Origin of the sequence: Nonomuraea sp. MG754425, assembly GCF_021699195.1 — a bacterium.
Lineage (GTDB): Bacteria > Actinomycetota > Actinomycetes > Streptosporangiales > Streptosporangiaceae > Nonomuraea.
Genome location: NZ_SSXE01000071.1, coordinates 1 through 16,595 on the forward strand (window position 1 = coordinate 1; position 16,595 = coordinate 16,595).

Below are 16,595 nucleotides of genomic sequence, written 5' to 3' on the forward strand. Positions count from 1 at the left end.
CTGCTGAACCATCCGCCCCGGTCGAGGGCGCACCGACCGAGGGAACGCCGGCCGCAGACCCCGCCGCGGAAGCCGCCTCCGCTGAGGACATCTCCGGCGGGGACACGGACCCTGCGGGCACAGACCCCGCAAGCACAGGCCCTGCGGACACAGCTTCCGCAGGCACAGGCCCCGCAGGAACGGGCCCCACAGGCACAGGTTCCGCGGGCACAGCTTCCGCGGGCTCCGGCTCCGCAGCCACGGACCCGGCGGCCTCAAGAGGCGAAGGCGCGGGCTCCGACGACGCCGCAGCGGTCGAGGGAGGCATGGAGGCCGCGAGCGGAGCCCCGTCGGCGGGAGCGGGCGGGGCCGGGGCGTCGGTCACCGCGGTGGCGGACTCGGCCGTGCCCTCGCCGGGCGACGGCGGCCCGTCCGGGCGGCCCGGGTCATGCCCGGCCGCCGGCGGTGGGCCCGTTCTCTCCTGAACCACTCCGGGATCTCCTCGCCACCTCACGAACGCGTTGCTTGCCGAAAACGCTACCGCTCTCCGGCCGCACTCAGACCGGCAAGGCACGGGAAGATCGGAAGATGGCTCGAAACGAGCGGACGGCAGGGTGATCCCGCGGCTGAACGGGACCACCCGGCGCGATCGCGGCCCGGTGGCACGGGAGCGGGAAGAGGGCCCGGAAACCCTTCGGACCGGACCCGTCTCGTCGGCGGCGAGCGCGGAATTCCGTTGTCTACTGGGCTCCCGGACCCGTCCCGGGTCCAACCCCCCGCCCGGTTGGGGTGCCCCGACTCGACGGACCGACGGCCCTGCACCTGGCTGTGTGGACGAAGTCACGCTCCGTCACGGACGCAGGATCCGACGATGTCAGAGACGGCCAACCGGCCAAGTCCCGTGCTGGACTGCGCAGCAAACTACCGACTCAGCCTCAGATGTCAACCGTGTCCCGATCAGCAGAAACATCAAGTTTCCGCAGGTAGGACATGCTCGGCAGGTGATAGCAAAGCCGGTCAAAGCCCATTTACGGGGGCCTGAGAGCGGCTCGGCAAGCCCCGCAACGCCCGCGAAAGCGGCCGCTCGTGGACGACCCCGAGCCTCTGTGTCGCACGCGTGAGAGCAACATACAGGTCACTGGGTCCTCGTGGCGACTGGGCCGCGATGAGGTCGGGCTCGGCGACGATGACGGAGTCGAACTCGAGACCCTTGGCGTCGGTCACGCCCATCACGGCGACGGGCGCGTCGAGGGCCTGCGCGCCCCGGGAACGACCGGCACCGGGCGCGACGACGACGGTGCCGGGCACACCGGCCGCGATCTCCGTACCGAGCTCGGACAGCAGTGAGTCGGGCACCACCACCGCGACCTTGCCGCCCTCCCCCGCCTCCTCCTTGGCCAGGGCCGGCAGCGCCGCCAGCGGCGCCGCCCACGGCCGCGCGCCCGCCTCGCGCACGGAGGCGGGGGCCTGGAGCTCCGGGTCGATGGTGGCCAGCACGCGGGCGGCCACCTCCATGAGCTCGACCGGGGTGCGGTAGTTGACGGTCAGCCGCTCCTGACGCCAGCGCCCGGCCACGTACGGGTCGAGCACCTCCTCCCACGAGCGCGCCCCGGCCGCCGAGCCGGTCTGGGCGATGTCGCCGACGATCGTCATCGAACGGGTCGGGCAGCGCCGCATGACCGCCCGCCAGGCCATCGGCGACAGTTCCTGCGCCTCGTCCACGATCACGTGCCCGTAGGCCCAGGAGCGGTCGGCGGCGGCGCGTTCGGCGGTGGTGAGGTAGGGGCCCTCGCCGCGCTGGCGCTCGGCCAGCCGTTCGGCCTCCATGACGTCGGACAGCCCGGTCAGCTCCAGCACCTCGCGGGCGTAGGCGAGTTCGGCCTCGCGCTCGCTCTCCTCGGCCTGGCGGGCGGCGGCCAGTTCCTCCTCGGCCTGCACGGCGCTGGCGCGCAGCACCTGCTCGTCGATGTCGCCGAGCAGTTCGGCGGCCTCGTCGAGCAGCGGGATGTCGGACTCGGTCCACTCGCCGCCGGAGCGGCGCAGCAGCGCCCGTTCCTGCGGGGTCAGGGCGGTGGAGGCGTAGCCGAGGCGGTCGGGGGAGCCGTACAGGCCGAGCAGGAGGCGCTGCGGCGTCAGGTACGGCCACAGCCGGTTGAGCGCGGTCTTGACCACCGGCTCGGTGCGCAGCTCCTCGCGCAGGTCGGACAGCTCCTCGTCGTCGATGAGCCCCTTGCCGATCTTGCGGGCCTGCTGCCTGGCCAGGCCGTTGAGCAGCGACCGGACGAACACGGCGCGGGCCTGGTTGTGCGGCCGGCGGGAGCGGGCGGCCTTGTTCCTGGCGCCCTCCAGCATGGCGCGGTCGATGGTGAGCGTGACGCGGCCGACGGTCAGCTCGATGGGCTGGCGGGGCACGCGCTGCCGGTCGCGCACGGCCTTGGCGAGGACGTCGGCCATCCGCGGGTCGCCCTTGATCGCGGCGACCTCGGGACGTTCGCGCGCGGTGGCGGTGACGCCGGGGTAGAGCTCGCCGACCGTGGACAGCAGCACGTCGGTCTCGCCGAGCGAGGGCAGCACCTGCTCGATGTAGCGCAGGAAGGTGAGGTTGGGGCCGAGGATGAGCACGCCGCGCCGTTCCAGCCGCTCGCGGTGGGTGTAGAGCAGGTACGCGGCCCGGTGCAGGGCCACGACGGTCTTGCCGGTGCCGGGGCCGCCCTGGACCACCAGCACGCCGTTCAGGTCGCTGCGGATGACGCGGTCCTGCTCGGACTGGATGGTGGCGACGATGTCGCGCATGCGCCCCGTGCGCCGCTCGTCGAGGGCGGCCAGCAGCGCGGCCTCGCCGTTGAGGGTGGCGCGGTCGTCGTCGGTGAGCGAGTCGAGGTCGAGCAGGTCGTCGTCCACGCCGATCACGGTGCGGCCCTTGGTCTGCAGGTGACGGCGCCTGGTCAGGCCCATCGGGGCGGCCGGGGTGGCGCGGTAGAACGGCTGCGCCACCGGCGCCCGCCAGTCGATGAGCAGGCGGAGCTGCTCGTCGTCGCTCAGCCCGAGCTTGCCGACGTACAGCCGGCCCTCGTCGAGGTGATCGAGCCGGCCGAAAACCAGGCCGCGTTCGACGGCCCAGAGGCGGGCGAGGCGGGTGGCGTACATCTCGGCGAAGGTGTCACGCTCCGACCTGTTCTGCATCGTGCCGACGGCGCCCGCGGCCAGCACCTCCTTGAGCTGCCGCTGGGTGCGCTCGCGCAGCGTGTCGAGGCGGTCGTACAGGCGGGTGACGTACGCCTGCTCCTTGGCGAGCTCGGTTTGACGAGTTGCCGCCTGACCATTAATGTGGTTAATGGGACACTCCGGGCCATTCTGCTTGTTGTTACGATAAACGACGACATTAGCATGCCGGGTGCGGCACTCTCATCACTTTCCCCCTTTCCCGAACCGGGTTACGTCTTGGTTTCGCCCGCTTGACCTTCGCACGCCGCCGTTCTTATCGTCGTGTCAGGTTAGGAAAGTTTCCTTACCTGAAGTGAGGGAGTCGCGGTGAGCGGTCCGGTTCCGGGCACACCCAGTCTGCTACGCGCGATCAATGATCGCGCCGCCCTGCGGGTGCTCCTCGAACGAGGTCCGCTGACCCGCCCCGAGATCGGCGCGCTCACCGGCCTGTCCAAGCCCACGGCCTCGCAACTGCTGTCCCGGCTGCGGCGGGCGAACCTGGTCGTGCTGGACGGCATCAGGGAGGGCCTGCCCGGCCGTACCGCGGAGGTCTACCGGATCAACCCGGCCGCGGCGTACGTGGGCGCGCTCGACGTCACCCGCGACCGCATCGAGGCCAGGGTCGCCGACATCACCGGCACGGTCGTGGGCGAGCACACGCTGCCGACCCCGCGCCGGCCCCACGGCGAACTGGTGGACCGGCTGGCCGCCGCCCTGCGCGGCGCGCAGCCGCCGGACCGGCCGCGCCGGGTCGTCATCGGCGTGCAGGCCGCCGTCGACCCGTCCACCGGCAGGCTCGGCTACGCCGCCGCCAAGGACGTGCCCGGCTGGCACATCCCCGACCTCGTGCCGGCCCTCAGCGCCGCGCTCGGCGTCCCGGTGGACGTCGAGAACAACGTCAACCTGGTCGCGCTCGCCGAGCGGGCGCACGGCGCGGCCCGCGGCCGGGGCGACTTCGTGCTGCTGTGGGCCGACGAGGGCATCGGCGCGGCCATCGTGCTGGGCGGACGCGTGCACCGGGGCGCCACGGGCGGGGCGGGCGAGGTGGGCTACATGCCGGCCCCCGGCGCGCCCACGGCCCGCGAGTCCGGCCGCTACGCCAGCCACGGCTACCAGGCCCTGACGGGCGGGCAGGCGGTGCTGAAGCTGCTGCGCTCGTACGGCGTGCGCGGCGCCGGCTTCCGTACCGCGGTCGCGAACGCCGTGCGCGCGGCGGACGGCTCCGGCCGGCGCGCCGAGGACGCCAGGGCCGGGCTGCGTGACGTCGCCGCCCGCCTGGCCGTGGGCCTGGCCGCCATCACCGCGGTCGTCGATCCCGCGCTGATCGTGCTGACCGGCGGCGCCGTGCTGCCGGGCGGCGAGACCCTGCGCGGGCTGGTCGAGCACGAGCTGCACGCGCTGACCATCCCCCGGCCCGCGGTGCTCCTGTCCAGCGTCGAGGGCAACCCGGTGCTGGCCGGCGCCCTCGACCTCGCCCTCGCCACCGTGCGCGAGGAGGTCTTCGGCTCGGCCGTGCCCTCGTGACCGAGCGTCCGCCGCCCGGGGAAGGTCAGGCGCGGGCGTCGGGACCGACGACGGCCTCCGGGGCCACCTCGGGGGCGCGGTGCTCGTAGGGGGTGCTCAGCACGACCGTCGTGCGGGTCGAGACGTTGGCCGAGGCCCGGATCTGCTGCAGCAGGTCCTCCAGCGCGGTCGGCGAGCCCACCCGCACCTTGAGGATGTAGCTCTCGTCGCCGGCCACGCTGTGGCATGCCTCGATGGCGGTCAGGTGCGCCAGCCGCTCAGGCGCGTCGTCGGGCGCGGCCGGGTCGATGGGCTTGATCGACACGAACGCGGTCAGCGGCAGCCCGACGGCCTCGTGGTCGATGATCGCGGCGTAGCCGCGCACGACCCCGCGCTTCTCCAGGCGGCGTACGCGCTGGTGCACCGCCGAGACGGAGAGCCCGGTCTCCCTGGCCAGGTCGGTGAAGCTCATGCGGCCGTCGCGGGCCAGCAGTGTGACGATCCGGCGGTCGATCTCCTCCATCGGTCAAAGGTAGCCGGTCATGGTCACGACATGGTCCCGACGGGGCTGGCCCCCCGGCGCATCGCGTGCTCGACCAGGGTGATGAGCACCTCGCGACCCGAGTCGCGGCGGCGGGCGTCGCAGCGCACGATCGGGATGTCCGGTTCCAGCCCGATCGCGGCGCGCACCTCGCCGACGGTGAACGGCGAGACGCCGTCGAAGCAGTTCAGCGCCACGACGAACGGCTGCTCGCGTTTCTCGAAGTAGTCGACGGACGGGAAGCAGTCGTCGAGACGGCGTGTGTCGGCCAGCACCACGGCGCCGAGCGCGCCCATGGCCAGTTCGTCCCAGACGAAGAAGAAGCGTTCCTGGCCGGGGGTGCCGAACAGGTAGAGCATGTAGTCGTTGCGGATCGTGATGCGGCCGAAGTCCATGGCCACCGTGGTGGAGAGCTTGCGTTCGACGCCCGACAGGTCGTCGACCTGGGCGCCCGCCTGACTGAGCGCCTCTTCCGTGCGCAGCGGGCGTGTCTCGGACACGGCGCCGACCATCGTGGTCTTGCCCGCGCCGAATCCTCCGGCGACCAAGATCTTGATCGCTGTCGGTAGCCGCCAACGGTCTGAGCGACCGAATTCCATCCAGCACCGCCCGTACAATTCCCGCGCATGCGCGGCCCCACCCCTGAGGTGCCGGTCAGTGGTACCTGTCAAGGTTGGCTAGTGAAGGCCGATCCACATGCCTGGCATCGAGACACCCTAGCAACGCCACATTTTCCACTCAAGCCGCAAGCTTTTACAAGAAACAAAATGTCACGGTTTGTGGTCTCCAACCACGATTTTCGCGCATCTAACAGAGCAACTGTCAAGTTTGTCTGTCATGGATTCAGACGAGACCCTTACCTGGCCCGCCGAAAGTCCGAAACCCCGACCCGCCCGGCCTGGTAACCGAGCTGTCTTCGCAGGTAGGAGGCCGTGCGCGGACTGTGCTCGCAGAGCGGCCCGATGAGACGCTCGGCCTGCCACGCCAGCTCCCCCATCACGCCCGCCACCTCGGCGCTCTCCACGCCCAGCGCGTACCCGTTCAGATCGCCCCAGCTCAGGTCCCTGCGGTAGGAGGCGACGTCGCCGACCAGGTGCAGGTAGCGCTGCACCTGGCGGCTGACCGCGCGCAGGTCGTCCAGGTGCGCCCTGGTCCAGTCGTCGGCGGTGTAGATCCAGTGCGACAGGTCCACGAAGCAGGAGCCCCGGCTGTCGGCGTTGTCGACGTAGCGCTCCAGTGTCGGCACGGTGTGCGTGTCCCGCCACACCCAGGCCCTGGCCATGCCCGCCAGCATGCGGTCGAGCTGGTCGCGCCAGACGCCCTCCAGGGCGGCGAAGTCGTCCCCGGTGGCCAGTTCGTCGCGCAGGTCGGCCAGGAACCGGGTGAGCGCCGAGCGCGGCACGGCCCCCTCGGCGACCGCCAGGCACTCGCGCGCCAGGCGGCCGACCTGCTCGCGGGTGGTCGCGGCGCGATCGACGAGCCGGCCGACGGCCGTGACCCACAGGGCGGCCCGGTTGGCGGCCCTGAGCCGGTCGGCGCCCGCCCAGGGAGCGCTGAAGGCGGTGGCCAGGGTCAGCGAGCTGAAGAAGTCGGCGTCGAAGGCCGCGACGGGGAACAGCCCGTCGTACAACTGGGCGCAGCGCCGCAGATCCCTGCCGCACTCCGCGGCCAGCGCGCACGTCCTGCCGAGCTCGAACGCCTCGTCCAGCTCGTCGCCGGGCATCCTAGGGCCGCTCCGTCGGCTCGCGGACCATAGGCGACGACCCCCCATACCACCTGGACACCCACCTGCTGGGCAATTCTTTCATGATCATTGTGGACCGCTCAAGGTATCAGCAACGTGGCTGATCAGCCCGTTCGGCTGCCCGGCGACGACACCTCCGGGTCGCCGTAGGCGGCCAGCCTGGCCGCCAGCACCACGCGGGAGCCGATGCCGAGCTTCGTGTAGATCTTGCCGAGGTGGTACTCGACGGTCTTGACGCTGATGAGCAGTTCCCTGGCGATCTGCCGGTTGGTCAGGCCGCCGGCGACCAGCGTGGCCGTGCTCAGCTCCTGCGGGGTGAGCCCGAGCCGGACGGTGGCGGGCGGCTCCAGGCCGCACGCCTCCAGCTCGTGGGCGCAGCGCTCCGCCGCCGGTCGCGCCCCCAGCCGCTCGAAGATCGCGCGGGCCGCGCCGAGCCGTTCGGCCGCCGCCTTGCGCCGGCCCGTACGACGCAGGAGCCTGCCCAGGTCCAGCAGCGCCCGCGCCTCCTCCAGCGGGCACGCACCCTGCCCGGCCAGCTCCAGCGCGCGGCCGAACGCCTCCTCCGCCCGCGTTGGAACGTTCCTGGCCGCCAGCAGCAGCCCTTCGAGCCGGCTCCGCTCGGCCTGCCGCCGCACGCCGGTGGGCGGCGGGCCGTCCTGGTCGTGGGCGGCCAGCACCCGTTCCGCCTCCTCCAGCCGCCCGTCGGCCACCAGCGCCTCGACGCGCGCGGGCCGCGGGTCGGGCACGAAGGCGTCCCATCCGCCGCAGGCCGGGACGCCGGCCGCGCCGAGCAGCGCCATGGCCAGGTCCGCCTGCCGCTCCCCCATCGTGTGCCGCATCGCGCGGGCGGCCCCGGCGGCGGCCGTGGCGTGGGCCAGGGCCCGTTCGTGCTCGCCCCTGGCGGCCAGCGGCGCCACGCAGGCCGCCTCCAGGCAGGGCAGCAGCCAGCGCTGCCCCAGCTCGGCCGCCTCGGCGAGGGCGGCCTCGGCGTGCTCGGCGGCCTCGTCCCAGCGGGCCAGGCCGTGCTCGGCGACCGCCAGCAGCGCGGTGGCCGCCAGCCGGTGGTGCGGCAGCCCCGCCGCCCCGGCCGCGGTCACGACCCGCCTGAGCACGGCCCGCGCCCGGCCCGCCTCGTCGCGCGCCAGACACGCCACGGCCTCGGCGAGGCTGTCGGGCGGCGCACCCGCGCCGGGGGCTCCGCCCAGCGCCAGCACGTCGTACGGCCTGGCCACCGGCCCCCTGATGGGCTGCTCGATCGCCAGGCGCGCCCAGTCGGCCGCCTCCGCGCGGTTCCCCGTGACCAGGTGCAGCCAGGAGAGCTGCTCCGCCACATCGGCGGCGAAACCGGGCTCCGCGTGCCGCCACGCCTCGCCCAGCAGTTCGGACGCCTCCTCGAAGCGACCGGCGGCCAGCGCGAGCCGCCCCAGCACGTACCGGCGCACCGGCCGCGGGTCGGCGTTGGGCACGGCGGCGAGCCCGGCCGCGCGGATCACGTCGCCCCCGACGAGGACGTGCTCCAGCGCGGCCGTGCGCAGCTCGTCCCGGCGCGCCGGGGACTCGGTGAGCCCGGCCGCCAGGTCCAGGTGGGCGGCGGCCTCCTGCCACAGCCCGTGTTGCGCGGCCTTGACCGCGAACCGCGCCAGTTCCTCGGCCAGCACGTCGTCCGGCCCGTCCGCCGCGGCGGCCCGGTGCCGCAGGGCCGTGCCGTCGTCGTCGGCCAGCCGGGCGGCGGCCAGGTGCAGCCGGGCCCGCGTGCCCGCGCCGATCCCGTCGTAGGCGGCGGCCCCGGCCAGCGGCTCGGGGAAGTCGATCAGGCGGCCGGGCAACTCGCGCAGCAGCCCGGCGGCGACGGCCTCCTCCAGCGTGTGCAGCGGCTCGCCGATCCCGGTGGCCACGGCCGCCGCCACGTGCAGCGGGCAGCCCCCGCCCAGGACGGCGCACGCCGCGACGAGCCGCCGGGCGGCGGGGGCGCAGGCGTCGAGGCGGCGGGCGAAGGAGCGCCGGTAGGCCACGGGCGCGGGCAGGCGGGTGGCGGGGTCGTCCAGGGCCCGCGGCGGCAGGACGGCCAGCAGGGCGCGGGCGTGCAGCGGGTTGCCCAGGGTGTGCGCGCGCAGCCGCTCGGCGGCGGCCGGGCCGAGCACTTGCGCGGGCGCGCGGCCGGGCGTCGCGGCGGCCAGGTCGCGCAGGTCGGCCGCGCGCAGGCCGCCGAGGGTGACGAGCAGCCGGCCGTCGCCGGTGAGCAGCCGCCGCAGCCCCTCGGGCAGCCACGGGTCGGCGAGGTCGCGGCAGGCGAGCACGACGAGCACCCGGCATGCCCTGACGTGCCGCAGCGCGTAACCCAGGGCCTGCAGCGAGGCGCGGTCCGCCCACTGCGCGTCGTCGACGACCACCGCCAGCGTCCCCGGTGACCGCCCGGCGCGGCCGATGCGCTCGCACAACTCCCGCCCGGCCGCGCAGGGGTCCTGCGCGACGTTTCGGGGCCCGTCGGTCCACGGGTCCGGGGCCGTCTCGTCCATGAGCTGTCCCGCGACGCCGAGCGGCAGCTCCCGCTCGTTCTCCTCGCCGCTGACGGCGAGCACCCGCACGCCCGCCTCCCCGCCGAGCGCGTGGCGGACGAGCGCGGTCTTGCCGATGCCCTCGGGCCCCTCGACCGCCGCCGTCCTGACGGCTCCCGCGCCCGCGGCGCGCAGTTCCGCGCGCAGTGCGGCGACCTCGGCCGTCCTGCCGACGAACATGGGCCCCTCCCTCCGCCGCCCTCGTCCATAGAGAGCGGCGCGGGCCGCGCCTGATACACCTGTCAGGTCACGGCGGTCAGGTCACGGCGGCAGCAGCCCCCACGCGGCGGTGGCGTCGTCGTGCCGCTTGCCCCACACCGGCCCCCGTGCCGCCTCCAGCTCCCGCACGGCCGCGATCACGGCCCCGGGCCCGCGGCCGGCCAGCACGTCGAGGACGTTCTCCCAGCTCCACCCGTACCAGTCGGCCAGGCGGGCCACCCCGTCGGTGAACACTCCGACGCCGCGCGCCTCGCCGGGGGCCAGTTCGCCGGTCACGCTCTCCCTGGCCGCCTCGGGCCGGGCGCCCGCGACCCAGAAGCCGCCGGGCGCGTTCCGCATCCGGCGGACCAGCTCCAGGCTGTACGGCCGCCCGCCCGGCAGCCGATCCAGCCGGTCGTCGCTGACCACCCTGGCCCGTCCGCCCGCCGCCGCGAACACCACCGGCGAGTCCCCCAGCACCAGGTACTCCACCCGGGCCCGGACCCGCACCATGGCCACCGTCGCCGACGGCGAGTCGGGGTTGGCGAGGTCGCAGGCGCCCGAATGCGCCGCCCGCGTCTCCTCGATCGCCGACTCCAGCACCCCGGCCAGCGGCACCGCGTCGCCGGCGGCCAGCCGCCCGGCCAGCGCGCCCCCGAGCCGCCCCACCAGCCAGGCGACGTCGTGGACGCACCCGCTGTCGACGCCTGCCGCCGCCGTGGCGCCGTCCAGCACGACGATCCACGACGGCCCGGTGATCACCAGGTCCTCGTTCGGGCGCTCGGAGCCCGGCCTGGTGGCGTACGTGATCTGGGTGAACATGTGTCCCGCCGCGCCGGCCTAGACGATCACCAGCTCGCGCGGGGTGAGGTTCAGCCGCTCGCCGCCGTCGGCGGCGCAGACCACGATGTCCTCGATCCTGGCCCCGTGGCGGCCCGGCAGGTAGATGCCGGGCTCCACCGAGAACGCGAACCCGGGCTCCAGCGGCTCGCCGTTGCCGGCGACGATGTACGGCTCCTCGTGCGTCTCGATGCCGATGCCGTGCCCGGTGCGGTGCACGAAGTACTCGCCGTACCCGGCCTCGGCGATGATCTCGCGGGCGGCGGCGTCGACCGACTCGCACGACACGCCGGGCCGCACCGCCGCGCAGGCCGCCTGCTGCGCCCGCAGCAGCACCTCGTAGTACGCGGCGAACTCGGCCGGCGGCTCCCCCACGCTGTACGTGCGCGTCGAGTCGGAGCAGTAGCCGTTGTGCAGTTGCCCGCCGATGTCGACCACGACCGGCTCGCCCGCCTCGATGACCCGGTCGGACACCTCGTGGTGCGGGCTGGCGCCGTTGGGCCCGGAGGCGACGATCACGAAGTCGACGCTCTCGTGCCCGGAGGCCAGGATCGCCTCGGCGATGTCCCTGGCGACCTCGCGCTCGGTGCGCCCGGCCCGCAGGAACTCCGGCACCCGCCGGTGCACGGAGTCGATGGCCTGGCCGGCCTCCCGCAGCGCCGCCGTCTCGGCCGCCGACTTGCGCATCCGCAGCTCCCGCAGCACGCTGCCGGCCAGCACCTGCTCGGCGTCCGGCAGCGCCGCGCGGAAGCGCAGCGACGACATGGCCCACATCCGGTCGGCCAGCCCCACCTTGGCCACCCGGCCGAGGCGGGCGGCGGCGATCGCGTACGGGTCGTCGGTCTCGTCCCACGCCACGAACTCCAGCCCCAGCCGCGAGGCGGGCGACGCCTGCGCGGCGGGCAGCTCCAGCCGGGGCACCATCATGTACGCCTCGCCGGAGGCGGGCACCACGAGGCACGTCAGCCGCTCCAGCGGCTTGGCGTCGTAGCCGCTGACGTAACGCAGGTCGGGGCCGGGCGTGAGCAGCAGGGCGTCGAGGCCGGCCTTGGCGGTGGCCTCCTGGACGGCGGCGAGACGGGACACGGGATACAGGTCTGAGGACGTCACAGCCACAATCTACTCCGGGCCCTCCCTCCTAAAATCCGGGGAAAGGTCTCACCACACGACAAGCCTCCGCTACACACCGTTCACGATCGATCACGTAGTGTGGGGCCAATTGTCGGATTCAACCGTCCGTCGAGAGTGAGACCAATGGTCGACGTCATAGGCGCGGCGGAGCTGCTCGGGCACGAGAACCTCGCCGAGATGCTCGCCGCACGGCTGGCCCACGCCCAGCGCCTCGGCAACATGGGCTGGGCCGAGTGGCACCTGCACACCGGCGAGACGATCTGGTCGGACCAGGTGTACGTGATCTTCGGCCGCGACCCCGGCGACGGGCCCATCGCCCTGCCTGACCTGGCCGAGTACGTCGAGCCCGCCGACGTGGCCGCGCTCGACCGCCTGCTGTGGTCGGTGATCCAGGGTGTCGACCCGGTGCGGGCGGAGTTCCGCATCCGGCGCGGGCCCGGCTCCGGCGACCTGCGCGACCTGCGCCTGGTGCTCGAACCGCTGACGGGCCCGAACGGCACGGTCGGCATGCACGGCGTCATCCAGGACATCACCGGCCGCCGCCGCGCCGAGCGCATGGTCTCCGAGTCGCGCCGCCAGCTCCTGGAGGCCCGCGAGCGCGCCGCCGAGGACCGCCACGTCATGCTCGCCCTGCGCGAGGCGATCCTGCCCGAGCCGACCGGCTGCCTCGACCTGCCGCACACCAGGATCGCCGTCCGGTACGTGCCGGCCGAGAAGACCGCGAACCTGGGCGGCGACTGGTTCGAGGCCGCCCCCGCCCCCGACGGCCGCCGCCTGCTGGCCATCGGCGACGTCTCCGGCCACGGGCTGCCCGCGATCTCGCGCATGGCCCAGCTCCGCCACGCCCTCGTCGGCCTGGCCATGACGGGACAGGCCGCCAACCGGCTGCTCGACTGGCTGAACGAGCTCGTCCTGCACCAGCTCAAGGAGACCACCGCCACCGCGATCATCGGCCACCTCGACCCGCGGACCCGGGTGTTCGCCTGGGCCCAGGCGGGCAACCTGGCGCCCATCCTGGTCCGCGACGGCGAGGCCCGCCGGCTGCCGCAGCCCAGGGGCGTGCTGCTGGGGGCCGCGTCCGGCAGCCCGTACGAGCTGGCCACCACCCGCCTGCAACCGGGCGACCTGCTGCTCATGTTCACCGACGGGCTGGTCGAGCGGCGCACCCGCGACATCGACGTCGGCCTCGACCTGGCCATGACGGCGGCCCGCAAGGTGGAGTGCCACGACCTGGACGCGAGCCTCGACCGCCTGCTCACTGACATCGGCGGCCCCAACCCGGAGGACGACGCGTGCCTGCTGGCGGTGGGCGTGATGGGCCCGGAATGACGCCTACCGGCGAGTGTCGGCCGGGGGTGCGACGATGGACGGGTGCTGATGCTACTGGACACCCCATCGCTCTACTTCCGCGCCTTCTTCGGCATCCCGGAGTCGATCAAGGCTCCCGACGGCTCGCCGGTCAACGCGGTCCGCGGGCTCATCGACATGATCGCCACCCTCGTGCGCCGGCACTCCCCCACGGCACTCGCGGCCACCATGGACGCCGACTGGCGGCCCGCCTTCCGGGTGGCGGCGATCCCGACGTACAAGGCGCACCGCGTCGCCCACGGCAACACCGAGGAGGTGCCGGCGGCGCTCGTGCCGCAGATCGCGGTCATCAACGAGGTGCTCGACGCCCTCGGCATCGCCCGCCCCGAGTCGCCCGGCTACGAGGCCGACGACGTGATCGGCACCCTCACCCACCAGGCCGGCGACGGGGCCGTGGACATCGTGACCGGCGACCGCGACCTGTTCCAGCTCGTCGACGACGCCCGTCCGGTCCGCGTCCTGTACACCGCGCGCGGCATCCGCAACCTGCAGATCGTGGACGAGGCGTTCGTCACGGCCAAGTACGGCGTGCCCGGCCGCTGCTACGCCGACTTCGCCACCCTGCGCGGCGACCCCAGCGACGGGCTGCCGGGCGTGCCGGGGGTCGGCGAGAAGACCGCCGCCGCCCTGATCACCCGCTTCGGCTCGCTCGACGCCCTGCTGGAGGCCCTCGACTCGGGCGTCACCGACGGCTTCCCGGCCGGCAGCCGCACCCGGCTGGCCACCGCCCGCGACTACCTCGATGCCGCGCCCGCCGTGGTCAAGGTCGCCCCGGACGCGCCGCTCCCCCCGGCCGACCTGACCCTGCCGGCCAAGCCGCGCGACCCGGAGGCGCTCGTCCGCCTCGCCGACCGCTACGGCCTGGACAGCCCGCTCAACCGGCTCCTGGACGCCCTCGGCCGCTGACCTCCGCCGCCGTGGGTCAGCCCGCGAGGCAGGCGCGGACCGCGGCCTGGGCCGCGTCGCGCAACCGGGCGTGCACGAGCACGTTCTCCTCCCGGTCGGTACGCACCTCCACCACCCGAGGCCCCTCCCCGCGCAGCGCCTTGGGCAGGTCGCCGATGTCCCCGAGCAGCGTGTACGGCGTCCCGCTGGCGGCGGCCACGTACGCCAGGTCCACGCCGTGCGGCGTCCCGAAGACGCGTTCGAAGGGATCCCGCACGGCCGCCTGCGGCAGCAGCGAGAAGATGCCGCCGCCGTCGTTGTTGACGACGACGAGGCACAGGTCGGGCCGCGGCTCCCGGGGCCCGAGGATGAGCCCGTTCTGGTCGTGCAGGAACGACAGGTCGCCCAGCAGCGCGTACGAGGGCCCGTTGTGCGCCAGCGCCGCCCCCATGGCCGTGGAGACGAGCCCGTCGATGCCGGAGGCGCCCCGGTTGGCCATCAGGCGGATGCCGCGCCGGGGCCGCATGGCCTGGTCGAGGTCGCGGATCGGCATCGAGGAGCCGCAGAACAGCAGCGCCCCGTTGGGCAGCGCGTCGACGAGGTCTCGGGCCAGGCGCGGCTCGCTGGTGCCCGACAGGTCGAGCACCTCGTCCGTCGCCGCGCGCACCGCCTGGTCGGCCTGACGCCAGGCGTGCAGCCAGGAGTCGTCGCCCGAGGCGACCGGGATCTCGACGGCCTGCGCCACCTGCGTGGCCGAGCGGGTGGGGTCGGGCCAGCGGTCGAGGTCGGGGGCGACCACGATGTGCTCGCCGGCCAGCCGCAGCCACGACAGCAGCGGCCGCGACAGCCCGGGACGGCCCAGCGTGACCACCACGTCGGGCCGGTGGGCGTCGGCGAACTCCGGCGTGCCCAGCAGGTAGTGGTAGGTGGAGATGGAGTGGTCGCCGTAGCGCCCGCCGCCGTTCGGCTCCGACAGCACCGGCCAGCCGGCCATGCCCGCCGCCGCCACGTAGCGGCGCACGTTGGCGGCGCCGTCGCCGACGACCAGCACGCCGCGCCTGGTGGGCGGGATGTGCAGGGCGATCGGCGGCGGGGCGACGCGGGCGCGCACCCACGGGCCGTTGCCGCCGCCGTCGAGCGGCTCGCACCAGCCGGTGTCGCCATCGGGGATCAGCGGCTCCCTGAAGGCCAGGTTGAGGTGGACGGGGCCGGGATTGCCCGCCCCGGCGGCACGCTGGTAGGCGCGGCAGGCCAGCGAACGCCAGTAGGCCACCTGGCCGGGCCGCTCCTCGGGCACGCCGACCTCGGCGAACCAGCGGGTGGCGGCGCCGAACAGCTTCATCTGGTCGATGGTCTGGTTGGCGCCGGTGCCGCGCAGCTCGGGCGGCCGGTCGGCGGTGAGCACCAGCAGCGGCACACCCGACTCGTCGGCCTCGATCACGGCCGGGTGGAAGTTGGCGGTCGCGGTGCCCGAGGAGCAGATCAGCGCGACGGGCCGCTCGGAGCGCTTGGCCAGCCCGAGCGCGAGGTACGACGCCGAGCGCTCGTCGACGCGCACGTGCAGGCGCACCCGCGACTCGGCGTGCAGCGCGAGCGCGAGCGGGGCGGAGCGGGAGCCGGGGGCCAGCACCACGTCGGTCAGGCCGCAGCGCACCAGCTCGTCGACCAGTACGGTGGCCAGCGCGGTGGCGGGGTTCAACGGGAGGCCTCCTGCATCCGGCGAAGCCACTGGGGAGATTCGATCGCGTGCGCCGACAACCGCCCCGCGTCGACCGCGGGGCGCCGGACCGTCAGGCGGCCGTCCACCGGCACCAGCGAGTCGGCCACGACGTCGCCCGACAGCAGGGACATCGTGCCGAGCCCGCACGCGTACGGCAGCTCCGGCAGCGCCGCGGCCAGCGCTAACCCGGCCGCCAGCCCCACGGACGTCTCGACGGCGCTGGACACCACGGCCGGCAGCCCGCACGCCTCCACGACACGCAGCGCCGCGCGCACGCCGCCCAGCGGCTGCACCTTGACCACCGCGATGTCGGCGGCCTCGGCGGCCCGCACGCGCAGCGGGTCCTCGGCCCGGCGGATCGACTCGTCGGCGGCGATCGGCACGTCGCCGGCCCGCCGCACCCGCGCCAGCTCCTCCAGCGTGGCGCACGGCTGCTCGGCGTACTCGAGGTCGTAGCGGTCGAGGCGCTTGAGGTTGCGCACGGCCTCGTCGGCCTGCCAGGCGCCGTTGACGTCGACGCGCAGCCGCCCGGAGGGACCGAGCGCGTCGCGGACGGCCTCCACCCTGGCGACGTCGTCGCCGAACGTCTGCCCCCGCTCGGCGACCTTGACCTTCGCCGTGCCGCAGCCGGAGCGCCGGACGATCTCGTGGGCCCGCTCGGGGTCAACGGCCGGGACGGTGGCGTTGACCGGCACGCTGTCGCGCACCGGCTCGGGCCAGCCGTCGAAGGCCGCCTCGCGGGCGCAGGCCAGCCATCGGGCGCACTCGCGCGGACCGTACTCGGGGAACGGCGAGAACTCGCCCCACCCCGAAGGGCCGTGCAGCAGCACCCCTTCCCTGACCGTCTGCCCGCGGAAACGTGTGCGCATCGGGATCCGGAAGACCACGGGGGCCACGGGAGAACGCGTCACGACCCTCCCCTGCGCC

The 16,595-nt window shown here is 74.3% G+C and carries 12 protein-coding genes; 3 read left to right on the top strand and 9 right to left on the bottom strand.

Annotated features, from left to right (window positions below):
- Positions 1-996: 996 nt before the first annotated feature.
- Complete coding sequence (locus FAF44_RS24220) at positions 997-3,189, bottom strand: ATP-binding domain-containing protein (protein WP_237105532.1); 2,193 nt, start codon at positions 3,187-3,189, stop codon at positions 997-999.
- A 321-nt stretch (positions 3,190-3,510) separates the two neighbouring features.
- Here FAF44_RS24220 and FAF44_RS24225 point away from each other — a divergent pair, with 321 nt between their 5' ends.
- On the top strand, positions 3,511-4,707 hold the full coding sequence (locus tag FAF44_RS24225) for an ROK family transcriptional regulator (RefSeq protein ID WP_237105533.1): 1,197 nt from the start codon (positions 3,511-3,513) through the stop codon (positions 4,705-4,707).
- Between the two features lie 25 nt (positions 4,708-4,732).
- Here FAF44_RS24225 and FAF44_RS24230 read toward each other — a convergent pair whose 3' ends face one another.
- From FAF44_RS24230 to FAF44_RS24255, 6 genes are all read right to left on the bottom strand, one after another.
- Positions 4,733-5,209, bottom strand: coding sequence for an Lrp/AsnC family transcriptional regulator (locus FAF44_RS24230; protein WP_237105534.1), 477 nt, complete (start codon positions 5,207-5,209; stop codon positions 4,733-4,735).
- A 23-nt stretch (positions 5,210-5,232) separates the two neighbouring features.
- Positions 5,233-5,826: an ATP/GTP-binding protein gene (locus tag FAF44_RS24235; RefSeq protein ID WP_237105535.1), complete on the bottom strand. Its 594-nt coding sequence runs from the start codon at positions 5,824-5,826 to the stop codon at positions 5,233-5,235.
- A 257-nt stretch (positions 5,827-6,083) separates the two neighbouring features.
- The gene (locus FAF44_RS24240) at positions 6,084-6,950 is read right to left on the bottom strand and encodes a terpene synthase family protein (protein ID WP_237105536.1); all 867 of its coding nucleotides are present in this window, start codon (positions 6,948-6,950) and stop codon (positions 6,084-6,086) included.
- Positions 6,951-7,075: 125 nt separating this feature from the next.
- The gene (locus tag FAF44_RS24245; protein WP_237105537.1) at positions 7,076-9,706 is read right to left on the bottom strand and encodes a helix-turn-helix transcriptional regulator; all 2,631 of its coding nucleotides are present in this window, start codon (positions 9,704-9,706) and stop codon (positions 7,076-7,078) included.
- A gap of 81 nt (positions 9,707-9,787) precedes the next feature.
- Complete coding sequence (locus FAF44_RS24250) at positions 9,788-10,546, bottom strand: protein phosphatase 2C domain-containing protein (RefSeq protein ID WP_237105538.1); 759 nt, start codon at positions 10,544-10,546, stop codon at positions 9,788-9,790.
- Between the two features lie 18 nt (positions 10,547-10,564).
- Positions 10,565-11,674, bottom strand: coding sequence for a Xaa-Pro peptidase family protein (locus FAF44_RS24255; RefSeq protein WP_237105539.1), 1,110 nt, complete (start codon positions 11,672-11,674; stop codon positions 10,565-10,567).
- 144 nt (positions 11,675-11,818) lie between these two features.
- Here FAF44_RS24255 and FAF44_RS24260 point away from each other — a divergent pair, with 144 nt between their 5' ends.
- On the top strand, positions 11,819-13,024 hold the full coding sequence (locus tag FAF44_RS24260) for a PP2C family protein-serine/threonine phosphatase (protein ID WP_237105540.1): 1,206 nt from the start codon (positions 11,819-11,821) through the stop codon (positions 13,022-13,024).
- A gap of 48 nt (positions 13,025-13,072) precedes the next feature.
- Complete coding sequence (locus FAF44_RS24265; RefSeq protein WP_237105568.1) at positions 13,073-13,969, top strand: 5'-3' exonuclease H3TH domain-containing protein; 897 nt, start codon at positions 13,073-13,075, stop codon at positions 13,967-13,969.
- 16 nt (positions 13,970-13,985) lie between these two features.
- Here FAF44_RS24265 and menD read toward each other — a convergent pair whose 3' ends face one another.
- Positions 13,986-15,647, bottom strand: coding sequence for a 2-succinyl-5-enolpyruvyl-6-hydroxy-3-cyclohexene-1-carboxylic-acid synthase (menD, locus tag FAF44_RS24270; protein WP_237105541.1), 1,662 nt, complete (start codon positions 15,645-15,647; stop codon positions 13,986-13,988).
- On the bottom strand, positions 15,644-16,579 hold the full coding sequence (locus FAF44_RS24275; protein ID WP_308193367.1) for an o-succinylbenzoate synthase: 936 nt from the start codon (positions 16,577-16,579) through the stop codon (positions 15,644-15,646). The genes menD and FAF44_RS24275 overlap by 4 nt, the downstream gene beginning before the upstream one ends.
- Positions 16,580-16,595 lie beyond the last annotated feature (16 nt).

What these genes read in the sequence shown, in the direction of transcription:
- FAF44_RS24230 (WP_237105534.1), bottom strand. Translation starts at nt 5,209, where the DNA reads ATGGAGGAGATCGACCGCCGGATCGTCACACTGCTGGCCCGCGACGGC.
- FAF44_RS24235 (WP_237105535.1), bottom strand. Translation starts at nt 5,826, where the DNA reads ATGGAATTCGGTCGCTCAGACCGTTGGCGGCTACCGACAGCGATCAAG.
- FAF44_RS24240 (WP_237105536.1), bottom strand. Translation starts at nt 6,950, where the DNA reads ATGCCCGGCGACGAGCTGGACGAGGCGTTCGAGCTCGGCAGGACGTGC.
- FAF44_RS24245 (WP_237105537.1), bottom strand. Translation starts at nt 9,706, where the DNA reads ATGTTCGTCGGCAGGACGGCCGAGGTCGCCGCACTGCGCGCGGAACTG.
- FAF44_RS24250 (WP_237105538.1), bottom strand. Translation starts at nt 10,546, where the DNA reads ATGTTCACCCAGATCACGTACGCCACCAGGCCGGGCTCCGAGCGCCCG.
- FAF44_RS24260 (WP_237105540.1), top strand. Translation starts at nt 11,819, where the DNA reads ATGGTCGACGTCATAGGCGCGGCGGAGCTGCTCGGGCACGAGAACCTC.
- FAF44_RS24265 (WP_237105568.1), top strand. Translation starts at nt 13,073, where the DNA reads ATGCTACTGGACACCCCATCGCTCTACTTCCGCGCCTTCTTCGGCATC.